This window comes from Sanguibacter keddieii DSM 10542, from assembly GCF_000024925.1.
GTDB lineage: Bacteria > Actinomycetota > Actinomycetes > Actinomycetales > Cellulomonadaceae > Sanguibacter > Sanguibacter keddieii.
On record NC_013521.1, the window covers coordinates 3,457,223 to 3,481,240 of the forward strand.

At 72.3% G+C, this 24,018-nt stretch carries 27 protein-coding genes; 1 reads left to right on the forward strand and 26 read right to left on the reverse strand.

Annotated features, from left to right (window positions below):
• Positions 1 to 5: 5 nt before the first annotated feature.
• From fliP to SKED_RS15375, 26 genes are all read right to left on the reverse strand, one after another.
• A complete protein-coding gene (fliP, locus tag SKED_RS15250) occupies positions 6 to 857 on the reverse strand; it encodes a flagellar type III secretion system pore protein FliP (RefSeq protein WP_012868071.1) in 852 nt (283 codons plus the stop codon).
• A complete protein-coding gene (locus SKED_RS15255; RefSeq protein WP_012868072.1) occupies positions 854 to 1,501 on the reverse strand; it encodes a flagellar biosynthetic protein FliO in 648 nt (215 codons plus the stop codon). The genes fliP and SKED_RS15255 overlap by 4 nt, the downstream gene beginning before the upstream one ends.
• Positions 1,501 to 2,244 (reverse strand): flagellar motor switch protein FliN, encoded by a 744-nt coding sequence (fliN, locus tag SKED_RS15260; protein WP_012868073.1) that lies wholly within the window; start codon positions 2,242 to 2,244, stop codon positions 1,501 to 1,503. Before fliN ends, SKED_RS15255 begins: the two co-directional genes overlap by 1 nt.
• On the reverse strand, positions 2,241 to 3,176 hold the full coding sequence (locus SKED_RS15265) for a flagellar motor switch protein FliM (protein WP_245534574.1): 936 nt from the start codon (positions 3,174 to 3,176) through the stop codon (positions 2,241 to 2,243). The genes fliN and SKED_RS15265 overlap by 4 nt, the downstream gene beginning before the upstream one ends.
• Before the next feature lie 224 nt (positions 3,177 to 3,400).
• Entirely contained in the window at positions 3,401 to 3,886 is a 486-nt protein-coding gene (locus SKED_RS15270; RefSeq protein WP_012868075.1) for a flagellar basal body-associated FliL family protein, read from the reverse strand.
• A gap of 28 nt (positions 3,887 to 3,914) precedes the next feature.
• Positions 3,915 to 4,802, reverse strand: a complete 888-nt coding sequence (locus SKED_RS15275) for a flagellar motor protein MotB (protein WP_012868076.1) — start codon at positions 4,800 to 4,802, stop codon at positions 3,915 to 3,917.
• A complete protein-coding gene (locus SKED_RS15280) occupies positions 4,799 to 5,575 on the reverse strand; it encodes a motility protein A (RefSeq protein WP_042438125.1) in 777 nt (258 codons plus the stop codon). The genes SKED_RS15275 and SKED_RS15280 overlap by 4 nt, the downstream gene beginning before the upstream one ends.
• Positions 5,575 to 5,850 (reverse strand): flagellar FlbD family protein, encoded by a 276-nt coding sequence (locus tag SKED_RS15285; RefSeq protein ID WP_042438128.1) that lies wholly within the window; start codon positions 5,848 to 5,850, stop codon positions 5,575 to 5,577. The genes SKED_RS15280 and SKED_RS15285 overlap by 1 nt, the downstream gene beginning before the upstream one ends.
• A 268-nt stretch (positions 5,851 to 6,118) precedes the next feature.
• Positions 6,119 to 7,303: a flagellar hook protein FlgE gene (locus SKED_RS15290; RefSeq protein ID WP_012868079.1), complete on the reverse strand. Its 1,185-nt coding sequence runs from the start codon at positions 7,301 to 7,303 to the stop codon at positions 6,119 to 6,121.
• A 26-nt stretch (positions 7,304 to 7,329) separates the two neighbouring features.
• Positions 7,330 to 7,890, reverse strand: a complete 561-nt coding sequence (locus SKED_RS15295) for a flagellar hook capping FlgD N-terminal domain-containing protein (protein WP_012868080.1) — start codon at positions 7,888 to 7,890, stop codon at positions 7,330 to 7,332.
• An 11-nt stretch (positions 7,891 to 7,901) separates the two neighbouring features.
• Entirely contained in the window at positions 7,902 to 9,482 is a 1,581-nt protein-coding gene (locus tag SKED_RS15300; RefSeq protein WP_012868081.1) for a flagellar hook-length control protein FliK, read from the reverse strand.
• Positions 9,479 to 10,291, reverse strand: coding sequence for a C40 family peptidase (locus SKED_RS15305; protein WP_012868082.1), 813 nt, complete (start codon positions 10,289 to 10,291; stop codon positions 9,479 to 9,481). Before SKED_RS15305 ends, SKED_RS15300 begins: the two co-directional genes overlap by 4 nt.
• Positions 10,288 to 10,722 carry a flagellar export protein FliJ gene (locus tag SKED_RS15310; RefSeq protein WP_012868083.1) on the reverse strand — a complete coding sequence of 145 codons (435 nt, stop codon included), beginning with the start codon at positions 10,720 to 10,722 and terminating at the stop codon, positions 10,288 to 10,290. The genes SKED_RS15305 and SKED_RS15310 overlap by 4 nt, the downstream gene beginning before the upstream one ends.
• Entirely contained in the window at positions 10,719 to 12,098 is a 1,380-nt protein-coding gene (locus SKED_RS15315) for a FliI/YscN family ATPase (RefSeq protein WP_012868084.1), read from the reverse strand. The genes SKED_RS15310 and SKED_RS15315 overlap by 4 nt, the downstream gene beginning before the upstream one ends.
• Complete coding sequence (locus tag SKED_RS15320) at positions 12,095 to 12,796, reverse strand: FliH/SctL family protein (protein WP_012868085.1); 702 nt, start codon at positions 12,794 to 12,796, stop codon at positions 12,095 to 12,097. The genes SKED_RS15315 and SKED_RS15320 overlap by 4 nt, the downstream gene beginning before the upstream one ends.
• Positions 12,786 to 13,799, reverse strand: coding sequence for a flagellar motor switch protein FliG (gene fliG / locus SKED_RS15325; RefSeq protein ID WP_012868086.1), 1,014 nt, complete (start codon positions 13,797 to 13,799; stop codon positions 12,786 to 12,788). Before fliG ends, SKED_RS15320 begins: the two co-directional genes overlap by 11 nt.
• Complete coding sequence (fliF, locus tag SKED_RS15330) at positions 13,796 to 15,388, reverse strand: flagellar basal-body MS-ring/collar protein FliF (protein ID WP_012868087.1); 1,593 nt, start codon at positions 15,386 to 15,388, stop codon at positions 13,796 to 13,798. Before fliF ends, fliG begins: the two co-directional genes overlap by 4 nt.
• Positions 15,388 to 15,732, reverse strand: coding sequence for a flagellar hook-basal body complex protein FliE (gene fliE, locus SKED_RS15335; RefSeq protein WP_012868088.1), 345 nt, complete (start codon positions 15,730 to 15,732; stop codon positions 15,388 to 15,390). Before fliE ends, fliF begins: the two co-directional genes overlap by 1 nt.
• Complete coding sequence (gene flgC, locus SKED_RS15340; RefSeq protein ID WP_012868089.1) at positions 15,732 to 16,136, reverse strand: flagellar basal body rod protein FlgC; 405 nt, start codon at positions 16,134 to 16,136, stop codon at positions 15,732 to 15,734. Before flgC ends, fliE begins: the two co-directional genes overlap by 1 nt.
• Positions 16,136 to 16,477 (reverse strand): flagellar basal body rod protein FlgB, encoded by a 342-nt coding sequence (locus SKED_RS15345; protein WP_012868090.1) that lies wholly within the window; start codon positions 16,475 to 16,477, stop codon positions 16,136 to 16,138. The genes flgC and SKED_RS15345 overlap by 1 nt, the downstream gene beginning before the upstream one ends.
• Positions 16,478 to 16,677: 200 nt before the next feature.
• Positions 16,678 to 17,040, reverse strand: coding sequence for a hypothetical protein (locus SKED_RS15350; RefSeq protein WP_143755778.1), 363 nt, complete (start codon positions 17,038 to 17,040; stop codon positions 16,678 to 16,680).
• A 34-nt stretch (positions 17,041 to 17,074) separates the two neighbouring features.
• On the reverse strand, positions 17,075 to 17,536 hold the full coding sequence (fliS, locus tag SKED_RS15355) for a flagellar export chaperone FliS (RefSeq protein ID WP_012868092.1): 462 nt from the start codon (positions 17,534 to 17,536) through the stop codon (positions 17,075 to 17,077).
• Between the two features lie 55 nt (positions 17,537 to 17,591).
• Positions 17,592 to 18,974, reverse strand: coding sequence for a flagellar filament capping protein FliD (gene fliD, locus SKED_RS15360; protein ID WP_012868093.1), 1,383 nt, complete (start codon positions 18,972 to 18,974; stop codon positions 17,592 to 17,594).
• A 182-nt stretch (positions 18,975 to 19,156) separates the two neighbouring features.
• On the reverse strand, positions 19,157 to 20,329 hold the full coding sequence (locus SKED_RS15365) for a flagellin N-terminal helical domain-containing protein (protein WP_012868094.1): 1,173 nt from the start codon (positions 20,327 to 20,329) through the stop codon (positions 19,157 to 19,159).
• A 120-nt stretch (positions 20,330 to 20,449) separates the two neighbouring features.
• Positions 20,450 to 22,045, reverse strand: coding sequence for a glycosyltransferase (locus SKED_RS20550; RefSeq protein WP_012868095.1), 1,596 nt, complete (start codon positions 22,043 to 22,045; stop codon positions 20,450 to 20,452).
• Between the two features lie 175 nt (positions 22,046 to 22,220).
• Positions 22,221 to 23,132: a sigma-70 family RNA polymerase sigma factor gene (locus SKED_RS15375; protein WP_143755779.1), complete on the reverse strand. Its 912-nt coding sequence runs from the start codon at positions 23,130 to 23,132 to the stop codon at positions 22,221 to 22,223.
• A 401-nt stretch (positions 23,133 to 23,533) separates the two neighbouring features.
• On the opposite strand from SKED_RS15375, the gene flgN reads away from it, so the two are divergent.
• On the forward strand, positions 23,534 to 24,016 hold the full coding sequence (gene flgN, locus SKED_RS15380; RefSeq protein WP_012868097.1) for a flagellar export chaperone FlgN: 483 nt from the start codon (positions 23,534 to 23,536) through the stop codon (positions 24,014 to 24,016).
• The last annotated feature ends 2 nt before the right edge of the window (positions 24,017 to 24,018 follow it).

A 24,018-nucleotide genomic window follows, 5' to 3' on the forward strand; every position in this document is an offset into this window, starting at 1 on the left:
GGCCGCTACCCGTAGCTTCCGACGAGGGCCGTGACGATCATGCCCCAGCCGTCCACGAGGACGAACAGGAGGATCTTGAACGGCAGCGAGATCATCACCGGCGGGAGCATCATCATGCCCATGGACATGAGCGAGGCGGACACCACGAGGTCGATGACGAGGAAGGGGATGAAGATGACGAAGCCGATGATGAACGCGGCCCGCAGCTCGGAGAGCATGAAGGACGGGATGAGCGTGAGCATCGGGACGGTCGACGGGTCGGTCGGGTTGGGCTGGTCGGCGGCCCGCGTCATGAGCGCGATGTCCTCCTCGCGCGTCTGCCCGAGCATGAACTCGCGCAGCGGCGCGGAGCCCGCCTCGACGGCCGCCCCGAAGTCGAGCCCGCCGTTGACGTAGGGCTGCACGCCGAGCTCGTTCACCTGGCCGATGATCGGCGCCATGATGAAGAGCGAGAGGAACAGCGCGAGGCCGGCCAGGACCTGGTTCGGCGGGACGCCCTGCAGGCCGAGGGCGTTCCGGGTGAGGGCGAGCACCACGAAGATCTTGGTGAAGCTCGTCATCATGAGCAGCAGCGACGGCGCCACGGACAGCAGCGTGATGCCGAGGAGCACGACGATCGAGCTGCTGGGTGCCGTCGTGGTCCCGTCGAGGTCGACGGTGACGACCCCGGGGGCCGGGGCGACCGGGTCGACGGGGGCGATCGGGTCGCCCGGTGCCGCGACGAGCTCGACGGCGTGCGCCGTGACCGGCGCGAGGACCGTGGTCGCGGTGGCGCCGACCAGGGCGAGGACGAGGACGAGGAGCGTCAGGACGAGCGGGCGCAGCCGGGAGGGCCTCAGGGGGGCCGCGGCCCTCACCGTCGGGCCCGGGTCTGCACGGCGCTGACCGCCTGGCGCCAGGTCGCCGGCGACAGGATCGACCCGTCGACGGCCGAGCGGCCCGGGACGAGCGCGGGGTCGACGGTGGCTGCAGGCGCAGTCGTGGTCGCAGCCGCGTCCGTGGTGGTGCTCGCACCCGTGGTCTCGCTCGCCCCGACGATGCCGGCGAAGACCTCGTCGAAGGCGGGCGACGGCGTGGCGGCCGCGGGCGTCGCGGAGACCTGCTGCGGAGCCTTGGTCAGCGACACCGTCGCCGGGAGCTCCTCGGGCTCGGGCTCGGGCACGGGCGCGTCCATCGTGGTGAGCAGCGTGACGCCGGCCTCGCTCACGCCGAGGACGAGGCGCTGGGCGCCGACGTCGACGACGGCGACGCTCGCCTTGGGGCCGAGGGCCTGACGGCCGACGAGGCCGATGACCGCGGCGGGCCGGCGGCGCCGGGGCGCAGCAGGGCGGCGCGACGCGCCGGGGACCAGCGCCCTGAGGGGTGCGACGAGGCGAGCGACGAAGCCGTCCTGCGAGCGCCCGGAGGCGCGGTCGTCGAGCACCCGGCCCAGGACCACGACGAGGCCGATGACCACGACGAGGGCGAGCACGGTGCGCAGTGCGAGGACGGCGGTGTCCATCAGGCCGAGGCCTCCGCGAGGTCGACGATCTCGGTGATGCGCAGGCCGTAGTCCTCGTCGATGACGACGACCTCGCCGCGGGCGATGAGGCGACCGTTGACCATGAGGTCGGCCGGGCTGCCGGCGACCCGGTCGAGCTCGATGACGGCGCCGGGGACGAGCTCGAGCACCTGGCGGACGGGCAGCTTGGCGCGGCCGATCTCGGCGGAGAGGGTCATCTCGACGTCGTAGAGGAGCCGGAGGTTGTCGCCCACCGAGGCTCCCTTCGAGGTGCCGGCGGCCCCGGCCTGTGCTGCGGGCACGACGTCCTGGTCGGCGCGCAGGCGCAGGCCGAACCAGCCGCGGACCACGCCTGCCGCCTCGAGGGCGAAGACGTGCACGTCGTCGGCGCCGAAGGCGGTGCCGGCGTCGCGGATCTGGGCCTCGCCGAGGACTCCCTCGCCGAGCGTCGCGGACGCGGCCTCGAGGGCCGGGCGGAGCGCGTCGGCGACCGACACGAGCGCGCCGGCGCCCGCACCGGCGAGGGCCTCCTCGATCGCCGTCTTCGCGATGACCGCGAGGTCGGCGCTGCGGGTGCCCACGAGCGACGCGGTCACGGCGACCTCGTCGGCGCCCGGGCCGGTGCCCGGCTCGCACGGCGAGACGACGAGCGGCACGTCGGAGGGGACGAGGCGGGCGAGCGCCTCGGCGGCGGCTCGGACCAGCTCGGTGGTCTCGGCGGCTCCAGCGTCAGCGGTGTTCATCGGTCTTCTCCTTCAGAGTCCACGATCTTGCAGGCAAGTTGGCGTCCGTTGTTCCCTGCGACCCCGTGGGCGAGGACGATGCCGTCCACCACCACGTCGAGGGGGCGGGACACGGGGTGGTTCAGGTGGATGACCTCGCCGACCGTGAGGTCGACGACGTCGCGCGGGTGGACCGTCACGGGGCGCATCCGCACGTGCACGTCGACGGGGACGGTGCTCATCGTGCGGTGGAGGCGGTCGCTCGCGGCGGCGGCCTCGGCCAGCTCGTCCTTGCTCCGCTGCACGACGCCCTCGCCGGCCCGCATGGGGGCGAGCAGCACGTCGGCCGGGATCATGAGCGTCGCGGTCGTGGGGCGCTCGGCGACGGTGAGGGTGAAGGTCGCGACGATCACGGCCTCCGAGGCCGGGGCGGCCTGCACGAACTGCGGGTTGTACTGGATCGCCTTGACGCGCACGTCGAGGGGGACGACGGCCACGAAGGCGTAGCGCAGGTCGGCCAGGGCCCCCGACAGCATGTCGGTGATGAGCGTGGTCTCGATCTCGGTGAGCTCGCGCGGGAGCTCTTCGCGGACCAGGCCGGGTCCGCCGAGCACGTAGTCGACCCAGAGCATCGAGGTCTCGGAGGCCACCTGGAGCACGGCCGTCGAGCGCGTGGTCTCGATGCTGCAGAGCACCATCGTGGTGTGGTTGGGGAGGCGGCGGACGTACTCGTCGTACGAGACCATCTCGACGCCGTCGAGCCCCACGCCGACCATCACCCGCAGGCGGGAGGTCAGCTGGGTGCCCCACTGGCGGGCGAAGGTCTCGAACGCCATCTCGAAGGCGCGTCCGTGCTCGCGGGCGAGCGTCATGGGGCGTCGGAAGTCGTACGCCTCGGGCTGGGCTGGGCGTTGTCGGCGCACAGCGGGGCGCGCCTTGTCCTGGACCGTCACGAAGAGCACCATCGGCTCTCGCAGCGCGGGTATGAGGAAAAGCAGGCACCGGGTGAAAACTAGTTCTCAGGTTGCGCCCCGGCGGCCCTCGTGGGCGCCGTGGTGCGGGTGCTGCTGGTCCTTCCCTCGACGTGCGCGCAGAGCACGCACGTGAAGCACGAGGGTCATGTGGCGCCCTCCATGGCGCCCCGACTCACCGGCATCCGTGCCGGTCACTGGTCACCTCACTGGGTGACGAAGTCCGTCAGGTAGACGCCCATCACCTCGCCCTCGTACAGCTCGTCGAGCTGGTGCGCGAGCTCGCCCTTGAGGGCGTCTCGCGACTCCGGGTCGGAGACCTCTTCCACGGACTTGCCGGAGAAGAGGACGATCGCGGCGTCACGGGCCTTCGCGGCGTCCAGCTCGTGGGCTTCCGCCGTGAGCTGGAGGCCGAGGCCCAGACGCAGGTAGTGGCCGTCGGCGAGGTTGATGCTCATCGCCTCGACGGTGAAGACCTCGCCGGGCTCGGGGGCGGGCTCTGCGGCCTCGGCCTCCTTGCCCATGACGAGGAAGTAGTAGGCGGCAGCCGCGAGGGCCACCACGACGATCCCGACGATGACGAAGAGCTTCTTCTTGCTCTTCTTCGGCTCGGCCTCGGGCGCGGCGGCGTCGGCCTTGGGCTTGATGCCGCCGCCGGCCTGCGCGGCGCCGGGGCGCTGGGGCGCGTTCATCACACGCTGTTCGATGGGCACTGGAGGCTCACCCTTCGGGGAGGGTCGGGACGATGGGCAGGAGAGCGCGGATGCGCTCGGGCTGGTCGCTCAGGACCACGAGGTCGACGCGGCGGTTGGCGGTGAGGCCCTCCGCGGTCTCGTTGGGCTGGAGCGGCCGGGAGTCGCCGTAGCCGACGGCGGAGATCCGGGTGGGCGGCATGCCGTCGGCCTCGACCATCCGGCGCAGCACCTGCGTCGCACGGTCGGAGGACAGCTCCCAGTTGGACGCGTACCGGGCGGTGGGCACCGAGTCGGCGTGGCCCTCGATCGAGATCTCGTTCGGCAGCGGCAGCATGAACGGCGTCATGGTGTCGACGACCGCCTGCGACGTCGGGGTGAGGACGGCGCTCTCGGAGGCGAAGAACACCTCGTCGGTGATCATGCCGATGACGAGCCCGCGCTCGTCGATGCGGAACTGGACCACACCCTCCATGCCCCCGGCGGCGAGCGCCGTGTCGATCTTCTCGGCGAGCTCGGCGAAGCTCTGGTACTCGACGCGGGCGGCCGCGATGTCGGCCGGTGAGGCCGCGTCACCGGCACCGGTCGAGTCACCGCCGTCGCCGGAGGTGGACTCGTCGACGGTCGACGGGATGATCTTGTCGACCGCGGGCACCACGGCCTCGGTGGGGTTGTCCGTGAGCACGCCCGCGCCGTCGCTGAGGATCGAGACCTGCGGGGCGTTGAAGCCTGCGGCGAGCGACTGGCGCAGCTGGTCGTACTTGACCTCGTCGACCTGGCTGATGGCGTAGAGGACGATGAAGAGGGCGACGAGGACGGTCATCATGTCCGCGTAGCTCACGAGCCACCGCTCGCTGTCCTCGTGCTCCTCCTCGAGCTGCTTCTTGCCCTTCTTCTTGCCGCCGCCGCTGCTCACGCGGCTTCCTTCTCGCTCTGCTGCTGCTCGCTCAGCGGCAGCAGGCTGCGCAGGCGCTCGCCGACGAGGCGCGGGTTGGCACCGGCCTGGACGGAGAGGAGGCCCTCGAGGACGATCTCCATCTGGCTGCACTCGAGCTCGGAGAGGCGCTTGAGGCGGTTGCCGATCGGCAGCCACAGGACGTTGGCCGAGAGGATCCCCCAGAGGGTCGCGACGAACGCCGCGGCGATCATGTGGCCGAGCTCGTCCGGGTTCGAGAGGTTCTCGAGGACGTGCACGAGGGAGATCACGGTGCCCACGATGCCGATGGTCGGCGCGTAGCCGCCCATGTCGTGGAAGAACTTGTACGACGTCTTGTCGGAGACCCGCTTGGAGTGGATGCGGTCCTCAAGGAGGGTGCGCAGGTCTTCGGGGTCGGTGCCGTCGATGGCCGAGCGCAGGCCGCTGCGGAGGAACTCGTCGTCGATGTCGCGCGCCGCGTCCTCGAGGGACAGCAGCCCCTCGCGCCGGGCGCGGTCCGCGAGGCTGACGATGGTCTCGATCGAGTCGGCCGAGGTCTTGGCCTTGCCGACGAAGGCCTTCGGCAGGGACTTGAGGCCGCCGAGGGCGTCCTTGAGGGTCCCGCCGGCCAGGCTCACGGCGAAGGACCCGCCGAACACGAGGATCATCGGGGCCGGGAGGAGCACGGCCATCGGGCTGGCGCCCTCGAGGATGATCATCGCGAGGATCGAGCCGAGCGCGATACCGATGCCGAGCATGGTAGCCGGATCCATCAGGAGTCCTCCTCTGAGATCTGCTTCACGAGGGCCAGGTCTGGACGGTGCGCCGGGGGCTCGGAGATGTCGGCCTGCTGGATCTGCTGGGCGCGGGCGATCATGTGCGAGCGGTGCTCGTTGATGAGCTCGATGACCTCGGCCATGCTCTCCTGGACGATGAACTTGGTGCCGTCGACGAGGGTGAGGATCGTGTCGGGCGCGCTGTCGACGCGCTGCACGAGGTCGGGGTTGACCGCGAAGGGTGGCCCGTTGAGGCGCGTCACGACTATCACTTGTTCATCCGTCCGTGGGGTGCTGCTAGAGGTCCGTCCATGAACCCGTCAGAGAACTCTTCGGCGGGTGACCACGGGGTATGAGGCGTTCCGCCCACCCCGCTCCCCCGCTCTCATGCCCGTGGCGCGCCCGCGGGGGGCTCCGGGAGGTACCCCGCGGGCGCGTCCCGTGCATGTCAGCGGTGCGGAGCGGGGGTGGGTGGTGCGGGGGGGCTGGGCAGGGGGGAGGCGGCGCCCTGGTGGGGGCGCCGCCTCAGGGGGGGGCGCGTCAGCGCTTGAGGTTGACGAGCTCCTGGAGGAGCTCGTCGGAGGTGGTGATGACGCGGGAGTTCGCCTGGAAACCGCGCTGGGCGATGATGAGGTTGGTGAACTCCTGGGAGAGGTCCACGTTGGACATCTCGAGCGCGCCGCCGACGAGCGAGCCGCGGCCGCCGGTGCCGGCGGTGCCGATCGCGGCCTCGCCCGAGTTGACCGTGGTCGTGTAGAGCGAGCCGCCGGCCTTCTCGAGGCCCACCGGGTTCGCGAAGGTGCCGAGGGCGATGCGGCCCACCGGCGATTTGAGGCCGTTGGAGAACGCACCGATGATCGTGCCGTCGGCGTTGATCGTGAAGGACTGCAGGCTGCCGGCGCGCTGGCCGTCCTTGGACGCGGTCTCGATGCTCGTGAGCTTCGCGAAGCCGGTGACGTCGGCGAGCGAGACCGCCACGCCGTCGACGGTGACCGTCCCGGGCGAGGCGAGCGTGCCGTCGGCGTTGAAGGCGACGGGCTGGGCCGCGCCGCCGTCGGAGGTGGTGAGCTGCCACTGGTTGGGTGCGCCCGCGGCGCCGGCGGCCTGCGTGAAGGTGAGGGTGATGTTCCGGGCGTTGCCCAGGGCGTCGTAGACCTCGACGTCGCGGTTGAGCACGGTGCCGACGGCCGCGTCGGAGGGCAGGTTGCCGTCGAAGCCGACCTGGGTGGTCGCGCTGGCCGGGTTGAGCACCGAGGTGGGCAGGCGCAGCGGGGCGAGCGCACCGTTGGGGTCGACGACGCCGTCGACGGCCGCCCAGCCCTGGACGAGCGCACCCTCGGCGGTGACGAGGTTGCCGTTGGCGTCGAAGTCGAACGCACCCGAGCGGGTGTAGAAGTTCTCGCCGTTCTTGGACACCACGAAGAACCCGTCGCCCGAGATCATCATGTCGGTGCTGCGGTTGGTGACCTGCGCGGCACCCTGCTGGAAGTTGGTGGTGACACCGGCGAGCTGGACGCCGAGGCCGACCTGCGCCGGGTTGGTGCCACCCACGCCACCCTGTGCGCCACCGGCGTTGGTGAGCACCTGGGACAGCGTGTCCTTGAACTGCGTCTGCGAGGCCTTGAAGCCGGTGGTGTTGACGTTGGCGATGTTGTTGCCGGTGACGTCGAGCATGGTCTGGTGGGTGCGGAGCCCGGAGATGCCGGAGAAGAGCGAGCGGAGCATGAGAAGTTCCCTTCGGAAGGTACGGACTAGGCGGAGGCTGTGGCGGGGGCGGTCGTCCCCGGTGCGGTGGTGTCGTCGGCCGGGTCGGCCGGGTCGGCCGGGTCGGCCGGGTCTGCAGGAGCAGGCGGCACGACGGGCACGCTGCCCGCGGCCTGGACCGTCTGCACGGCGTCGAGGGTGACCTCGACCCCGTCCACGACGACCATCGGGACGGAGTACTTGTAGGAGACGGACTGGGCGACGCCGGTCTTCACCGTGCCGTCGGCCTCGGTGTAGCTCACCTGCTTGCCGAGGAGCGTGGCCGCCGCGTCACGCATCTGGAGGGCGAAGCTCTCCGCGATGGTGTCCGTCATGGTGGTGAGCTTCTCCATGCTGGCCAGCTGCGTGGTCTGCGCCATCATCTCGGTCGTGTCCATCGGCGAGCTCGGGTCCTGGTACTTGAGCTGGGCGACGAGCAGGGTCATGAAGGTCTCGTTGTCGAGCGACTTCTTGGCCGTGCTCGCGCCGTTGGCCCCGGTGTACAGGCCCTGGGCGTTCTTGACGGACGTGGTGTCGACCGGGGTGGTCATGGTGGTGTCGATGGGCATCGGCGTTCTCCTCAGGTCAGGACGTCGACGCCGGTGGCGCCAGTGGTCGGTGCGGCGGGTCGTGCGGTCTCGGTGGGCAGCTCCGCGACGAGCGCGCCGGGGTCGGCACGCAGCCCGGGGCGGGCGGTCGGGCCGCGGCCGTCCTGCGGACCGCCACCCCACTCCCCCGCGAGCCCGCCCTGCGCCCTGTCGCCGTCTCCGGCGAGGCTGAGCGAGGCGTTCATGCCGGTGCCCGCGAGGTCGCGGCGCAGGTCGGTGAGCAGCGCACGGAGCCCGTCGCGGCCGGCGTCGGTCACGCCGAGCAGCTCGATGCGGACACCGGCCGCACCGATGTGCGCCTTCACCTGGACCGGGCCGAGCGAGTCGGGCGTGACCTGCAGGGTGAGCGTGTGCTCCCCCGGTGCCGCGTGCCGCAGCGCCATGACGGGTCCGCGGACCTGCTCGGCGAGCGACGGCGCGGCGGCACCCGCGGCAGGGACGGGCGGCGCGGCGGCCACCCGCTCGGCGGGCGTCGTCGGGGTGAGCCCGGCGAGGGTCTGCGCGAAGCTGCTCGAGGTCGCGGTCGACGAGGTCGGCGCGCTGGTCGCCGCCGCGGCGGCACCGTCGGTACGGGTCGCGCCGCCGCCCTCCTGACCGAGGTCCGCGCTCGTGCCGGCGCCGCTCTGCGCGGTCGACACGGTGACCTGGGCGGCAGCACCGTCGACCGCGGAGGTCGTGGCGGTCGACCCGGCGGTCGGGGCGCCCGGTGCGACGGGGGTGCCCGCGGCGACCTGGGTGGTCGGGGTGCCCGCGGTCGACCCGACCGCCGCGGCGGTCGCGCCTGCGGCAGCCGGCGTCGTCGTGGTCGCGTCGGCCGTGGCGGCAGCCGAGCCGCTCGGGACGGCCGGAGCGGCCGCGTCGGCGGGAGCAGCAGCCGTCCCAAGCACGGCGACGACCGCCGCCGTGGGCAGGGCCACCTCGGCCGTCGGCTCGGCTGCGGGCGCAGCGCCGTCGGCCTCGACCGCCGGCTGCTCGACGACGGGGACGAGCCCGGCCTGAGGCACCTGCCCGGCAGCAGCCTCGGCCGCGGCGAGCTGCTGCGCGAGGAGCGCCGCGGCGTCGGCCGGAGCGGCGACGGGGTCGGTGGTCTGCGCGGTGTCGGCGGAGGAACCCGTGGAGGCCTCGCCCGCAGGCGTCCCGGTGGCGTCGACCGAGACAGCGCCGGTGGACGTGGCGCTGCTCGACGTGGCGCTGCTCGACGCTGCTCCGGTCGTCGTGCCGTCACCGTCGGCCTGCCGGGTCTGCGCCGACGACGCGGGCGTCGCCCCGCGGGGTCGCGTGACACCGAGGTCGGCACCGGGACGGTCGCGCTGCGCGATCGTCGTCGGGCGGCCGGCCGAGAGGTCGGTGCGGCGCACCTGGATCGGGTCGAGGCGGCGCTGCTGGGCCGGCTCCTGCCGTGGGGCGGGGCGCTCGGCCGGGCGACGCTCGACCGTCTCGCTGCGGCTGAGCGCCGCGGCGAAGGCGTCGCCGCTCGACGCCGAGGCGCTGCGCACGCCCGTGGCGGGCTGCGCACCGCGCACGCCCGCGCTCTGGACTGTCGGGGTGGTCATGCGGCATCTCCCAGGAGTGCGGTGAGGGACGAGCGGTCTGCGGCGCTGCTCGCGAGCAGCTGCTCGACCTGCGCGGCGGTCGACAGGGCCGGGATGGCGGCGGGTGCGGCGGCGGCTGCCGCCGCGGCCTCGGCTGCGGTCGGCAGCACGCGGCGGATGGCGGTCGGGGTCTCGTACACGTCGCGCTCGCGCACGTGGTCCCCGGGCTTGGGTGCGTCGATCATGCGCCCCTCCCCGAGGTAGATGCCGATGTGCGAGCCCCCGTCGAAGACGAGCAGGTCTCCCGGCTGGGCCTCGGAGAGCGACGCGACGGGCGTGCCCTGGGTCATCTGCTCGCGGGCGACCCGCGGCATGTCGACGCCGAGCGCCGACAGCGAGAGCTTGACGAGACCCGAGCAGTCGAGCCCCTGCGCGCTCGAGCCGCCCCACACGTAGGGCACGCCGACGTACTTGCGGGCCTCGGCGACGAGGTCGGCGCCCGAGGGGCCCCCGGCAGGGGCGGCGGCGGGCGCGGGCTCCGAGAGCGCGGCGGCGGCCGCGAGCTGGGAGGCGAAGTCGACCGACGACGCGCTCGGGGAGGTCAGCGCAGCGGACGACGCCGACGCTGCCGACGAGGTCGACGTCCCGGTGAGTGCCTGGACGGCTGCCGTGGTGCTGGTCGCCGCGAGGACGCTCGCGCCCGGGGTCGCCGCGGAGGTGCCCGTCCCGAGCACGGCGACGCCCATGGCCTGCTGCGCGGTCGGCTGGGTGAGGCTGCGGATCTGCTGCTGGATCTGGCTGATGCGGCCCATGGCCTCGACGGCGCTCATGACTCGTCCCTCGGGTCGTCGGTGGTGGAGCTCGAGCCGATCTCGTCGAGCACGATCTGCTCCTGGCGGAGGTCTTCGACGGCCTCGCGCTCGGCGTGCTTGTCCGCGAGCTTCTCGAGCGGGACCAGCTGGCGGCGGGTCTGCGACCACGCCTCCTCGCGGCGGGCGACCTCGAGGCTCGCGAGCTCGGACGCGGCGCCGGCCTCGGAGGCGAGCCCGCGCAGCGCGGCTCGGGTCGCGACGGTGGACAGCCACGCACCGGTGTCCTCGACGGGGTCGAAGCCGTGCTCGGCGAGCTGGCCCTGGGCGAGGTCCTGGCGACGCAGCGCGGCGCGGCGCGCGGAGTGCGCGACGGCGAGGTCGGCCGCGGCCTGGTCCTCCTGCAGCTTGCGGAAGCGCAGCAGCCCGGCGAGGCGGAAGGGGCGGCTCATGCGGCCACCCCCATGCCCTGCACGAGGCCGCGCAGCGCGGCCCACGACTGCTCGGAGGGCGCAGGCTCGTCGACGCCCTGCTGCAGGAACGCGTCGATCGCGCCCTGGTGCGCGAGGGCCGCGTCGACCAGCGGGTTGCTGCCCTGCACGTATGCTCCGACGTCGACGAGGTCCTGGACGGCGCGTCGCGCGGACATCACCTTGCGCAGGGCGGTCGCGTCGGCGCGCTGCGCGGCGCTCGTGACGCGGGTCGCGACGCGCGAGATCGAGCCGAGGGCGTCGATGCTCGGGAAGTGCCCGGCGACGGCGAGACGACGGTCGAGGACGACGTGCCCGTCGAGGATCGAGCGCGCGGCGTCGGCGATCGGCTCGTTGTGGTCGTCGCCGTCGACGAGGACCGTGTAGATACCGGTGACCGAGCCGCGGGCGGAGGTGCCGGCGCGCTCGAGGAGCTCGGCGAGCACCGAGAAGGTGGAGGGCGGGTAGCCGCGCGTCGCGGGGGGCTCGCCGACGGACAGGCCGATCTCGCGCTGCGCCATGGCGACGCGGGTAAGCGAGTCCATCATGAGCACGACGTCCTCGCCGCTCTCGCGGAAGGACTCGGCGATGCGGGTCGCCACGAACGCGGCGCGCAGCCGCACGAGCGCGGGCTCGTCGGAGGTGGCGACGACCACGACGGAGCGGGCGAGGCCCTCGGGTCCGAGGTCGTCCTCGAGGAACTCGCGGACCTCACGGCCACGCTCGCCGACGAGGGCGATGACGCTCACCGCGGCGTCGGTCCCGCGGGCCACCATGGACAGCAGGGTCGACTTGCCGACGCCCGAGCCGGCGAACAGGCCCATGCGCTGGCCGCGGCCGACGGTCGTGAGGGTGTCGAGGGTGCGCACGCCGAGCGTGAGCGGCTGCGCGACGCGCTGGCGCTCGAGCGGGTGCGGCGCGCGGCCGTCGAGGGGCACCGTGGTGGTCCCCACGAGCGGGCCCCTGCCGTCGAGGGGGCGGCCGAGGCCGTCGACCACGCGGCCGAGGAGCCCGGACCCGACCGGGACCTGGAGGGCGCCGCCGGTGGTCCGTGCCTGCAGGCCGGGACGGATGCCGCGCATCGCGCCGAGGGGCATGCAGCGCGCGGTCGAGCCGGTCACGGCGACGACCTCGGCGAGCATCGAGGCGTCGCTCCCCCGGCCGGTCTCGCCGAGCGCGAGGACGTCGCCGAGCGCGCAGTCGAGCCCGACCACGTCGAGCGAGAGGCCGACGGCGGCGCTGACCTGGCCGACGCGCTCCGGGCGGGCGGCGCCGAGCAGGCCGGACCACGCGGACGCGGCCGCGTGGCTCGGGTGCGGGGCGGTCGTCGCCGGAGCGGTCGCCAGGTCGCCGGTCATCGGGGCTCGTCCGACGGGACGAGCTCGACGCTCGTGCGCAGGGCCTCGACGGCCCGGGTGAAGGCGGTCTCGATGCGGGCGTCGAAGAACCCGCCCTCGAAGGTGCTCACGGCGTCGCCGCGGGCCAGGCTCGGGTCCGCGACGAGCCGCACGCCGTCGAGCGGCGGGAGCACGGGAGACCCAGGTGCAGCGGCAGGTGCAGGTGCGCTCTCGCCCGCCGCCGTGCGGGCGGCCTCGGCAGCACGCACCTCGGCGAGGTCGGCGGGGTGCAGGCGCACGGTCTGGACCTGCACGTCGTGCGGCACGTCGAGGGCCCGCACGACGGCCGCGCGGGCAGACCGCGCGTGGTCGGCGAGCTCGACGCCGAGGACGGCGCGCGCGAGCTCGAGCGCACCGGTGTAGAGCAGGCCGCGGGCGTCGTCGAGGACGGGCACCACGCGGGCACCGGCCGCCTGGGAGGCGCGGTTCAGCACAGACAGCGCGGCGGCGTGCTCGGCGAGCCGTGCGGCCTCCGCGGCGCGCGCCTGCGACTCGAGGCGCGTGTGCAGCGTCTCGGTCGCGCCGGCGGCAGCGCGGCTGCCGGCGGCGAAGCCGGCCGCGTACCCGGCGACGCGGGCACGCTCCTGGGTCTCGCGGACCCGGTCGTCCGCGACGACCGTGAGGCGCGCGGACCCGAAGGCGGGGGCGTCAGGAGACATACTCGTCCTCACCCTCGCGGCGGATGACGATCTGGCCGCTCTCCTCGAGGCGTCGGATGACCTGGACGATCTCCGCCCGTGCCTCCTCGACCTGGGACATGCGGACCGCGCCGAGCATCTCGATCTCCTCGAGCAGGTTCTCGCTCGCACGCTCGGAGAGGTTGCGCAGGACGGCGTCGCGCTCCCCCGCGCCGGCTCCCTTGAGGGCCAGGGCCAGGTTGGCGGACTCGACCCCGCGCAGCACGAGCTGGAGCGCGCGGTCCTCGAGCAGCACGATGTCGGCGAACACGAACATCCGCGAGCGGACCTCCTCGGCCAGCTCGACGTCGCGCGTCTCGAGCCCCTCGAGGATGAGCTTCTCGGTGCCCGGGTCGGCCCGGTTGATGATCTCGACGAGCGGCCCGACGCCACCGACCGCGGAGGTCTCCCGCGGGGTGAGGACGGCCGAGGCCTTCTTGTGCAGGGAGTCGGCGACGACCATGACGACGTCGGGCGCCGCGCGCTCCATGAGCGCGATGCGGTGCGCGACCTCGCCCTGGGTCTCGTTCGGCAGGCCGGCGAGGATCGCCGAGGCGTGCTCGGGACGCAGGTGCGCGAGGACGAGCGCCATCGTCTGCGGGTGCTCTCCGTTGAGGAGGGCGAGGACCTGGCGGGCGTCGGCCTGCTGGAGGAACTCGAAGGGCTGGCCGGCCATGCTCGTGGCGAGCCGGTCGAGGAGCTCCTGGGCCTTGACGCCGCCCATGGACGCCTCGAGGAGCTGCTGGGCGAACCCGAGCCCGCCGTTGCTGATGCTCGAGCCGCCGCCGATGGTGATGGCGTGGAACTCGGCGATGACCTCGTCGGCCATGTCGCGGTCGACGCGCTCCATCCGCAGGATCTCGGCGGTGAGCTCTTCGATCGACGACTCGTCGAGCTGGGCCATCACCTTGGCCGCGCGGTCGCGGCCGATCTGCATGAGGACGAGGGCGGCCTTCTGGGTCCCGGTCAGCGTCGCGGTGCTCATACGGAGGACCTCTCGTCCATCCAGCCGCGGAGGAGCTCGGCGACCTGCTCCGGCTGCTCGTCGACGAGGAGGGCCACGTCGTTGCGCTTGCGCTCGATGCTGACCTGCTCGGCCGACGGGAGCTCGGGGACCTCGGGCAGCTCGAGGAGCTGGGTGTCGAGGTCGGCGGGCTCGAGCGCGAGAGGCTCGTCCATGATCGGCAGGTCGCCGAGGTCGAGGGACTCGCGCGGGTCCTCGCGGTTGCGGCCGCGGCGGGCCAGGAAGATTGCGAGCAGGACGAGCGCCAGCAGCGCGGCACCGGCGATGACGTAGGTCTGCATCATGCGGCTGCTGGCGGCGGCGGCCTCGGCCTCCGCGGCGGCGTCGAGCGCTGCCTGGGCGCTCTCGGCGGCCGAGGTGTCGAAGGGCATCTGCGAGACGGTGACGACGTCGCCGCGGGCCTCGTCGAAGCCTGACGCGGACGAGACCATCGCCTGGAGCTGGGCCATGTCGACGGCTGCGGCGGCTGCCGCGTCGACCGCGACCGCGACGGACTGGCGCCGGACGGTGCCCGGGGCCGTGACCGTGTGCTCGGTGAGCTTGTCGACGGCGTTGTTCGCCTCGCTGGTCTCGTTGGTGTAGCTGCCGTCAGCGGTGCCGTTGGGCACCTGGATGTTGTCCGGGCCGAGCACCCCGGTGGCCGGGTTCCCTCCCCCGGCGAACTCCTCGGTGGTCGTCCGCTCGGTGAGCGGGAGGACGCCCTCGGCGCTCGAGAAGGACTCCTGGGTGCGCTCGGTCGCGTCGTAGTCGAGGTCGGCGGTCACCGTGACCACGGCCTTGCCGACGCCGACGATCGGCTCGAGCATCGCCTGGATGGACTGGGCCACCCGCTGCTCGTACTCGACGGTCTGCTTGTTCCCGCCGGAGCCGGCCAGGCCGGTCCCGACCGCGGACAGCACCGCGCCCGAGGAGTCGATGACGGCCACGTCGGTGGCCTTCATGCCCTCGACGCTCGCCGAGACGAGGTTGACGATGGACTGCACCTGGTCGTCGGTGAGCGTGACGCCGGATCGGGTCTTGACGAACACCGACGCGGTCGGGTCGGTCGCCTGGTCGACGAACACGGACTCGGCCGGCATCGCGAGCTTGACGGTCGCGAGCTCGACGCCCTGCATCGAGGAGACGGTCTTGCCCATCTCGCCCTCGAGCGCGCGCTTGTAGGTGACGTCCTGCTGGAACTCCGACGACGTCATGCCCATGTCGTCGAGGAGCGAGTAGCCGCCGTCGGCCGACGGCGACATCCCGCTCGCGGCGACCTTGAGGCGCATGTCGTAGACCGACTCGGTCGGCACGAGGACCGTGGACCCGCCGTTGGTCAGCTGGTACTTGACGCCCTGGGCGGTGAGCTGGTCGACGATCGCGCTCGCGTCGGCCGGGGCCAGGTCGGTGTAGAGGGGGGAGAACTGCGGGCGGCTGAACCACATGCTCAGCGCGACCACGCCGACCACGGCGACCGCCAGCCCGATGAGGGCGAGGGTGCGCTGCGCGACGGTGAACTCACGGATCGACGAGGTGACCCGGCCGAGCGCGGAGGTGATCTGCTGGGGCATCAGGCCTGCATCCTCATGATCTCGGAGAAGGCCTCGACGGCCTTGTTCCGGACGGCGGCGGTGAGCTCGAGGGTCAGCTTCGCCTCGGATGAGGCGATGGTGTAGTCGTGGATGTCGTCGAGGTCACCGGTGACGGCGCGCACCGCGAGGGCGTTCGACTTCTCCTGGAGCGACTGCAGGTTGCCGACGGCCCCGGTGAGGACCTCGCCGAAGGCGCTCGAGGTGCCCGAGACGCCGGAGGCGCCCTCGGGACGCCCGATGACGTCCGGGGAGGACAGGTAGCCGGTCGGCGAGACGCCGCCCGCGCCGGAGAGGGACACGCCCTCGATCGCGGGGATGCTCATCAGGAACGTCCGATCTGCAGTGCTGCCTCGTAGGTGGCCTTCGCGCGGTCGACGACCGACGCGTTCGCCTGGTAGCCGCGCTGGGCCATGATCATCTGGGACATCTGGCCGGCCATGTCGACCTCGGGGTACTTGACGTAGCCCTCGGCGTCGGCGAGCGGGTGGTCGGGCTCGTGGACCATGCGGCCCTCGGCGCTGCCGAGCTCGATGCCGGCGACCTGGACCCCCTGGCCGTTCTCGGGGTACCCGACGGCGCTCGCCACGACGTAGCGCGCCTGGAAGGCGGCCTCGTCCGAGGGGCGCACGGTGTTGATGTTGGCGAGGTTGTCGCTCACCGCGTCGAGCCACTTGCGGTTCACGGTCATGCCCGTGCTCGCGATGCCGATCGCTCCGAAGGTTGTCATCAGCTGGTCCTCATTGCGGTCCGGAGGGACGAGAAGGTGCCGTCCACCGCTTGGGTGGCCAGCTGGTAGCGCAGGTTGGTGTCGACGTTGAGCAGGGTCTCCGCGTCGAGGTTCACGTTGTTGCCGTCGAGGCGCGTGGGCTCGAGGGACCGTGCCTGGGTCGCGGTGACCGCGCCCGTCCCGCGGCGCACGGCGGAGGCGAGCTCGCTCTCGAAGGAGACGCGGCCGGCGAGGTAGTTCGGGGTGTTGATGTTCGCGACGTTGTTCGCGATCACCCGCTGGCGCAGGGCAAGGCCGTCCAGGGCGCTGTTGAGCGCCACGAAGGTCACGGAATCGAACACGAGAATCCCCACTCGAGGTGATGTGTCGGCCGATCCATGGCCTCCTGCGCGAGCCTTCCTGGCTCGTCCTGCACTATCGGTCGGTCCTCGCAACTCATGAGGGGTTTTCTCACCCGGAGTGAGAACTCGCCCTCAGGTCGGGACCTGGGCCCGCTCGGCGGGCCCGGTGGGGCCTGTCGCAGGTCTGTCGTGGTGCGCTGTCAGCCGACGGCGTCGACGTACACCGAGGCCGTCGTGTCGTTCGTGCGGAGCGACCCGACCGCCCGGAGGTGGGCACGCGCGGCGCGCACGGCCTCCTCGACGCGCGGGGCGAGCTCGGCCTGGCGGTCGAAGACCGCGACGGCGCGGGCCTGGAGACCGCTCGGGAGCGGGCCGAGGCCGGTAGGAGGCGTCCATGCCGCGCTGGGCAGGGCGTCGACGGTCTCGAGCAGGAAGCCCGGCGAGACGAGGGCCTCGGCCCGGTCGACCTCGGCCTCGAGCTCGTCGAGGGCGACCTCCCAGGGAGACCTGTCGTCGACCGGCGGTGCCGTGGTGGTCTCGTCCGAGACCTCTGCAGACGCCACGGCCGTCGTCTCTGCCGAGACCTCCGCAGACATCTCAGCCGACACCGAGGACGCTCCCGGGTGCGCTCGGCGCGGCGCCCGCGAGGGCGGGCTCGGCGCGTCGCGTCGCGCCGCCGAGCTCGGCCGCGGCCTCGTGCCACGCGGCACGGAGCGGCTCGACGACCGTCCGGCACTGCTGGGTGCGGTCGGCGTCGTGGGTGATGTTGGCCTGCACGAGCTCACCCATGAGGTGGGTGTACACGGACTGCAGCGCCGGGCCGCCCGACCACGCCTCGACGTCGAGGGTGACCATCAGCTCGGCCACGATGTCCTGCGCGTGGATGAGCTGGACGTTCGCCTCGGCGAGGTCGCCGGCGCGCTGCGCCTTCTCGGCTCGGTCGAGGTCGAGCACCAGCCGGTCGTACAGCATGGTGAGGAGTCGAGCGGGGGTGGCGCTGAGGACGGCGTCGCTGAGGAACCGCGCGCGCTGCGCTTCGGAGCTGGTCACGTTGCTCATACGGTCCCCATCGGCAGCCGCGGGGCGGACGTGAGGGAAGTGCCGGACCGGAAGGTCAGCTGTTCCAGCTCGGCAGCGACCCGATCTGGCCGGCGAGCCAGCTCGACTGGGACTGCAGCCCGCTGAGGGTGACCTCGAGTGCGGCATAGGTGCGCTGCAGGCCGGACCTGCGGGTCTCCAGACGACGGTCCCAGTCGCTGACCTGCTCGGTGAGCCCCTTGCTGAACGACTCCTGGCTCTTGACCTTGAGGGTGAGGCTGCCGTCGATGGGGTCGGAGATCCGCTTCGAGGCGTCGGCGACGCGCTCACCCAGGCCGGAGACGACACGCTGGACCTTCTCCGGGTCCTTGCCGAGCGCCTCGGTGAACTTGGCCTGGTCGAAGGTGAAGGTGCCGTCCTTGTTGAGCGTGATGCCCACCTCGGACGGCGAGATGCCGTCGACCGGGTACGACAGCGCCGTGGTGATGGACTGCCCGATGCCTCGGGTCGCGCTGTCGCCCGAGAGCACGCCACCGGCGATCACGGTGCGGCCGTCGGTCGAGGTCGTCGTGGTGGTGCTGGTCCGCGACGCGATCTCGGAGAGGACGACCCCGACCGACCCGACGAGGTCGGAGGCGAGCTTGGTCAGGGCCGCGTCGTTGCGGACGGTGGTGACGGTGACCGGGGTCGCCTCGACCGCCGACACCGTGAAGCTCACACCCTTGAGGACGTCGCTGAAGGTGTTGCTCGCCGAGGTGACCGGGGTGCCGTCCCAGAGGCTGATCTGGGCGTCGACCGCCTGCACCAGGGCCGTGGACCTGTCGACGACGAGGTCGGACGCCCCGGCCGCGAGGTCCTCTGCGGTGACCTTCCCGCGGTGGATGTCGAAGGCGCCGTCGACGCCCGTCGACTTCCCGGTGATCTGCAGGCGCGACTCGGTCGCGGAGACCTTCACCACGCTCGCGGTGATGCCGGAGCCGGCGGCGTTGAGCTTGGTGGCCAGCCCGGCGAGGTCGGTGACGCCGGCGAGGTCGACCGTGACGAGCGTGGGCTTGGACGCTGGGCCGGAGACGATGGTGAGGTTCTCGGGCACGCCGTCCGGGAAGTAGGAGTCGAGGTCCGTCACGGCGGCGCTCACCGAGGTCTGGGGCTTGGCCAGGCGGTCGACCGTGAAGCTCAGGGTCGAGGGCTGGGAGCCGGCGCTCGTGGTGACCTTGACGCTGGTCGCCGACGACGACGCGGTGGTCGCCTGCCAGGACTCGGGCTTCGCGGCCGTCTTGGCGACGTCCGCGAGCGAGGACACGCGGGTGTTGAGGCCCTGCAGGGCGGTGATGAACGCCTGGGTCGTGGTGACCTTCTGCTTGAGCATGGTCTGGGGCATCGCCTCGACCTGCATGAGCTGGTTGATGAGCTCGGAGGTCTTGAGACCGCTGATCATGCCGTCGACTGCCAGGGACATCGCGCGCTCCTCGGGTGGCTCGTGGGTCGAGAGACGGCTGCGGGCCGCCCGGGACTTGAGAGACGGCGGTGAGGGACACGAGTCCCTCACCGCCGTCGGTCCTGCTGGTGGTGCTGGTGCTGCTGGTCGTGCGGGTGCTGCTGTGATGCTCGGTCAGCGGCTCTCACCGCCGGCTAGCGAGATCAGCGCAGGAGCGAGAGGACGCCCTGGGGGATCTGGTTGGCCTGAGCGAGCATCGAGGTGCCAGCCTGCGAGAGGATCTGCGCACGGGTGAAGTTGACCATCTCGGACGCCATGTCCGTGTCGCGGATGCGGCTCTCCGAGGCGGAGAGGTTCTCGACCGAGACGTTGATGTTCTTGACCGTGTGCTCGAAACGGTTCTGCAGCGCACCGAGGTTGGCGCGAGCGGTCGACACGGACGAGATCTTCTCGTCGATCTTCGTGATGGACGCCTGAGCAGCGGCGGCGGACGAGAAGTCCAGGCCCTGCTGCGTGTTGGCGACCTGGTTGCCACCGTCGATGCCCGCACCCGGGTCGACGACCGCGACGTCGCCGCCGTTGAGAGCCTTGACCGAGATGCCGGTCGCAGCGCCGTTGGCGTCCTTGATGACGTTGACGGAGAAGTTCGCGTTGAAGTTCGTGTCCGCGGCGAGCGCGTCCGCGAGGCCCTGGACCGAGGTCGGGGCGGTCGCGAGGGTGACCGCGATGTCCGAGGTGACACCCGAGCCGTTGTCGACCGAGAAGGTGTACGCCGAGGCGGTGAGCGCAGCGGTCGAGACCGTGAACTCGGTGCCGCCGACAGCGAGCGAGCCCGTGCTGAGGTCCGCAGCGATCGCCTTGATGTTGGCGCCCGAGAGGTCCACCGTGATCTGGCTGTTGGCGTCGCCGTCAGCACCGACCTGGAACTGGAGCTTGCCCGAGCCGCCACCGGCGGTGCCGTCGAGGAGGTTCGTGCCGTTGAAGTTGGTGGACTTCGAGATGCGGTCGAGCTCCGACACGAGCTGGGTGGCCTCGGTGTCGATGTTCTTGCGGGCCTCGGCGTTGTTCGAGTCGTTACCGGCCTGGACAGCCAGGTCACGGACACGCTGGAGGATGGCGTGCGTCTCGGTGAGCGCACCCTCAGCGGTCTGGACGACGGAGATACCGTCCTGGGCGTTGCGAGCCGCGACCTTGAGGCCACCGACCTGCGAGCGCAGGCCCTCGGAGATCGCCAGGCCGGCCGCGTCGTCAGCAGCACGGTTGATGCGGAAGCCGGAGGAGAGCTTCTCCAGCGACTTGCTCAGGTCGTTCTGCGTGTTCGAGAGGTTGCGGTAGGAGTTGACTGCCGCGATGTTCTGGTTGATCGAGAGACCCATGATGATCTTCTTCCGTGAGTGGGGCCGAGATGCGGCGCCCATCCGTGGGCTGCCACACGTCCTATCGGTCCTCCCCCGGAGGCCATGAGGATTTTCTCGACGAGTTTTTCGCGGGCCCGCTCAGGCCAGCGAGACGAGCCCCGGCGCGACGACCTCGAGGTGCGAGGCGAGCTCCGCCTCGTGCTCGGGGGCGACGTCGGCGAGCGCGGCCTCGAGCCCGGGCAGCGCGCGCTCGTCGGAGTAGACGTCGACGGCGAGGGCCGCGGCGATCGCGCGCTGGCGCGGGTCCTGGGAGGGGTCCTGGCTGATCGCGACGAGCGGGCAGCGCTCGGCGAGACCGTGGGTGCGCAGGCGCACCGACCAGGCGACGGCCTCCTCGATGCTCAGGGCGCGGGCGAGCGAGGCACCGCTCAGCAGCACGGTGAGGTCACCGGGGCGCACGGCGTCCATCTCCTCGAGGAAGACGCGAGCCGGGCGACTGCCGTCGGCGACCGCCTCCAGGGCCAGCCCGGACCAGATCGTCTCGTCGATCACGCCGACGAGGTCGGCGAGCGGCCGCCCCGCGTCCCGGAACACCCCGACGAGCCGCGCGGGCGCGACCGAGGCACGTCCGGACGCGGCCGCACGCACGGCGACCTCGGCGGCCTCGACCGCCCGGTCGGTGGACAGCAGCGCCCAGACCTCGACGGGTGCGATCTCCGTGCGGTCGAAGCGGACGTCCTGGCCGTCGACGGCGGTCTCGGGGATCTGGTCGAGGACGTCGAGGGTCGCGCGGACGTCCTGGCGCAGCGCGAGGACGTAGGCCTTGCGGGCGAGCGGACGGGCGGAGAGCGTGTCGACCGCGAGCCAGGCGTCGAGCATCTCGTCGACCGCGTCGCCGTCACCGAGCGCGATGGCGAGCTCGACGAGGGCCGGGGCGAGCGACGCCGCGCCAGACCGGCTCAGCAGACCGCTGGCGAGCACCTCCCGGCCGACCTCGAGGCCCTCGGCGTGGTCGCCGTGGAGCCCGAGCGACCGGGAGAGGTTGGCGCGCAGGAGCGCGACCTCGGCGGCGGGGCGCCCGTCGCGCTCGGCGGCTGCGACGTCGAGTCGGGCGAGGTCGAGGTTGCGGCGGGCCTTGCCGCGGTCGGCCATGCGCTCCGTGAGGTAGCCGCTGTGCACCAGGCGTGCGCCGGGGACGGGCGTCGCCGCCGCGAGGTCGACGCCGGGGGTGGACGGGACCATCTGCTCGTGCAGCCGGCCGGACCACACGAAAGCACCGCGCCGGTAGAGGCGGACCGAGGCCATGCTCTTGGTGACGGTGGCCTCGCCTGTCCCGCCCCCGGCGACGTTGTCGACGAGCAGGAGGTGGCAGCCGACCGCAGGGTCGAGCGCCGCGCGGAGCCCGTCGGGGTCGCCGACGAACACCTCGTCGGCGTCCACGGTCAGCACCCAGTCCCCCGTGGCGTGCGCCGCGGCACGGTTGCGGGCCGCGCCGAAGTCGTCGTCCCAGAACCCCTCGACCACCGTGCCGGTGTGCCGCGCGGCGATCTCGCGGGTGGAGTCGGTCGAGCCGGTGTCGTAGACGACGATCTCGTCGACCCAGCCGAGGGCGGCGAGGGACGCCTCGAGCACGTCCTCCTCGTCCTTGACGATGAAGACCGCGGAGACACGCGGTCCGGCTCCGGGCGTGCCGGGGCGTGACGCGGTCGGCGCGGTCTGTCGGACGTGCGGCATGCGGGCTCCTGAGGTGGTGGTGCTCACCTCATCGGCACGGCGCAGGACGTCATGAGCACCTGCACGTCGTGAGCACCTGCGGTCGGTCGCCTCGCGGGACCGCGGGCCGGACGGGCGGCGGAGCTACCGGGCCAGGTGTGGGCCGGGCGCGGGCCGGCTGCGGGCAGGGCCCCGCTCAGCCGACGGCGACGAGGGGCTCGTGCGGCGCCGGGAAGGGGGCGACGGCCTGGGGCGCGGTGGTGCCGGGGGCCGCCGTGACGGCGCCGACCACGGAGGCGCTGGCTGCGACGGCCGTCGAGGCGTGCAGGCTGGCGCGCTCGGCGATCGCGGCGAAGTACGTCTCGCGGCGGCGCTGGGCGACGCCCTCGGGCTGGGCCGGGGCGGGGACCTGCGCGGGGTCGAGGTGGGTGTTGAGACCGTCGCGGAGCAGGACCATGGCCTCGGCGCGCAGCTGGCTGACACGGGACTGGGTGACACCCATGTCCTTGGCGATGTCGGTGACCGTGCGGTCGTGGAAGAACACCTGCTCGACCACGGTGCGCAGGCGCTCGGGGAGCGTCGAGACGGCGGCGTGCAGGTAGGTGAGGCGCTCGTCGAGGATGACCGACTCCTCGGGGCCGACCTCGCGGGCCGGGAGGACCTCGGCGAGGGCGCCGTCGTAGCCCTCGAGGCTGAGCACGCGGGTGGCGGCGGCCTCACGGGCGGTGTCGACCTCGGAGACGTCGACGCCGAGGGCGTGGGCGATCTCCTCACGGGTCGGGGCGCGACCGAGGTCGGCCGTGAGCTCGTCGGCGACGGTGGTGAGCTTGCGGGCACGCTGACGCGCGCCGCGGCTGACCCAGTCCATCGAGCGGAGCTCGTCGACCATGGCGCCCTTGATGCGGATCGCGGCGTACCGGTTGAAGGGCACCCCGGTCGTCGCGTCGTACGCTCGGGCGGCCTGGACCAGGGCGAGGGCCCCGGCGGACGCCAGATCATCTCGCGACACGTGGCTGGGGACACGCATGAGCATCTCGCTCACGTGGTACCCGACCAGCGGGAGATTCTCGGTGACCAGGCGGTTCTGGTCGGCGTCCATGGGCTGCATGGGACAACCATGCGGGGTGTTCCCAGGTTTCTTCAAGCCGTTGACAAACGTTTTCACCCGGTAACATCCACACGACCTCCTCACAGGCAATGGGGAGAACTACCCATGGGGGTCCCCATGGCCCCCGCTTGCGGCCTCCGGCGGAGCGTGGATAACGCTTCCACCTGCACAAACGCAACCTCATCCTCGCCTGTTGCCTACAGTTGGACCTAGGGTGTGCATCGGTGCGAGGGTGAAATGGGTCACCCTCGTGGTCTCGACGAATGCCTCATGGTGCGTGGGCAGCGACCGATGTGGTCTGTGAGCCGCACCAGACCCCACCGGTCCCCTGGCTCCCGACCACCGGGTACCCACCGGTACGGCCCCATCCATCATCGGATCGACGAAGGAGTACGAGCGCGATGAGTCTGCAAGCGCTGAGCAGCGTCCTGTGGCGCGAGCGCCAGCTCCTCGAGCTGCTCCTGTTCAAGCTCGAGGAGGAGCAGCTGCTCCTCACCAGCGGGAAGACCCGCTGGCTCGGCCACGCCACCCGCGAGGTCGAGAACGTCCTCGAGCAGATCCGCGAGGTCGAGCTCGGCCGGTCGGTCGAGTCCGACGCGGTCGCCCGCCTCCACGGCCTCGAGCCCGGCCGCAGCCTGCACGAGCTCTCCGAGGCCGTGCCGGCTCCCTGGGACGACCTGCTGCGCACGCACCGCCAGGCGTTCCTCGACATCACCCACCAGATCGAGTCCCTGGCCCAGGGGAACCGCGAGCTCCTCTCCGCGTCGCACCGCGCGACGCAGGAGGCCCTCGCCAACCTCACGCAGGACTCCCACACCTACGACGCGACCGGGTCGACGGCGCACGGCGAGAGCACCGCCCGCATGCTCGACCAGGAATTCTGAGG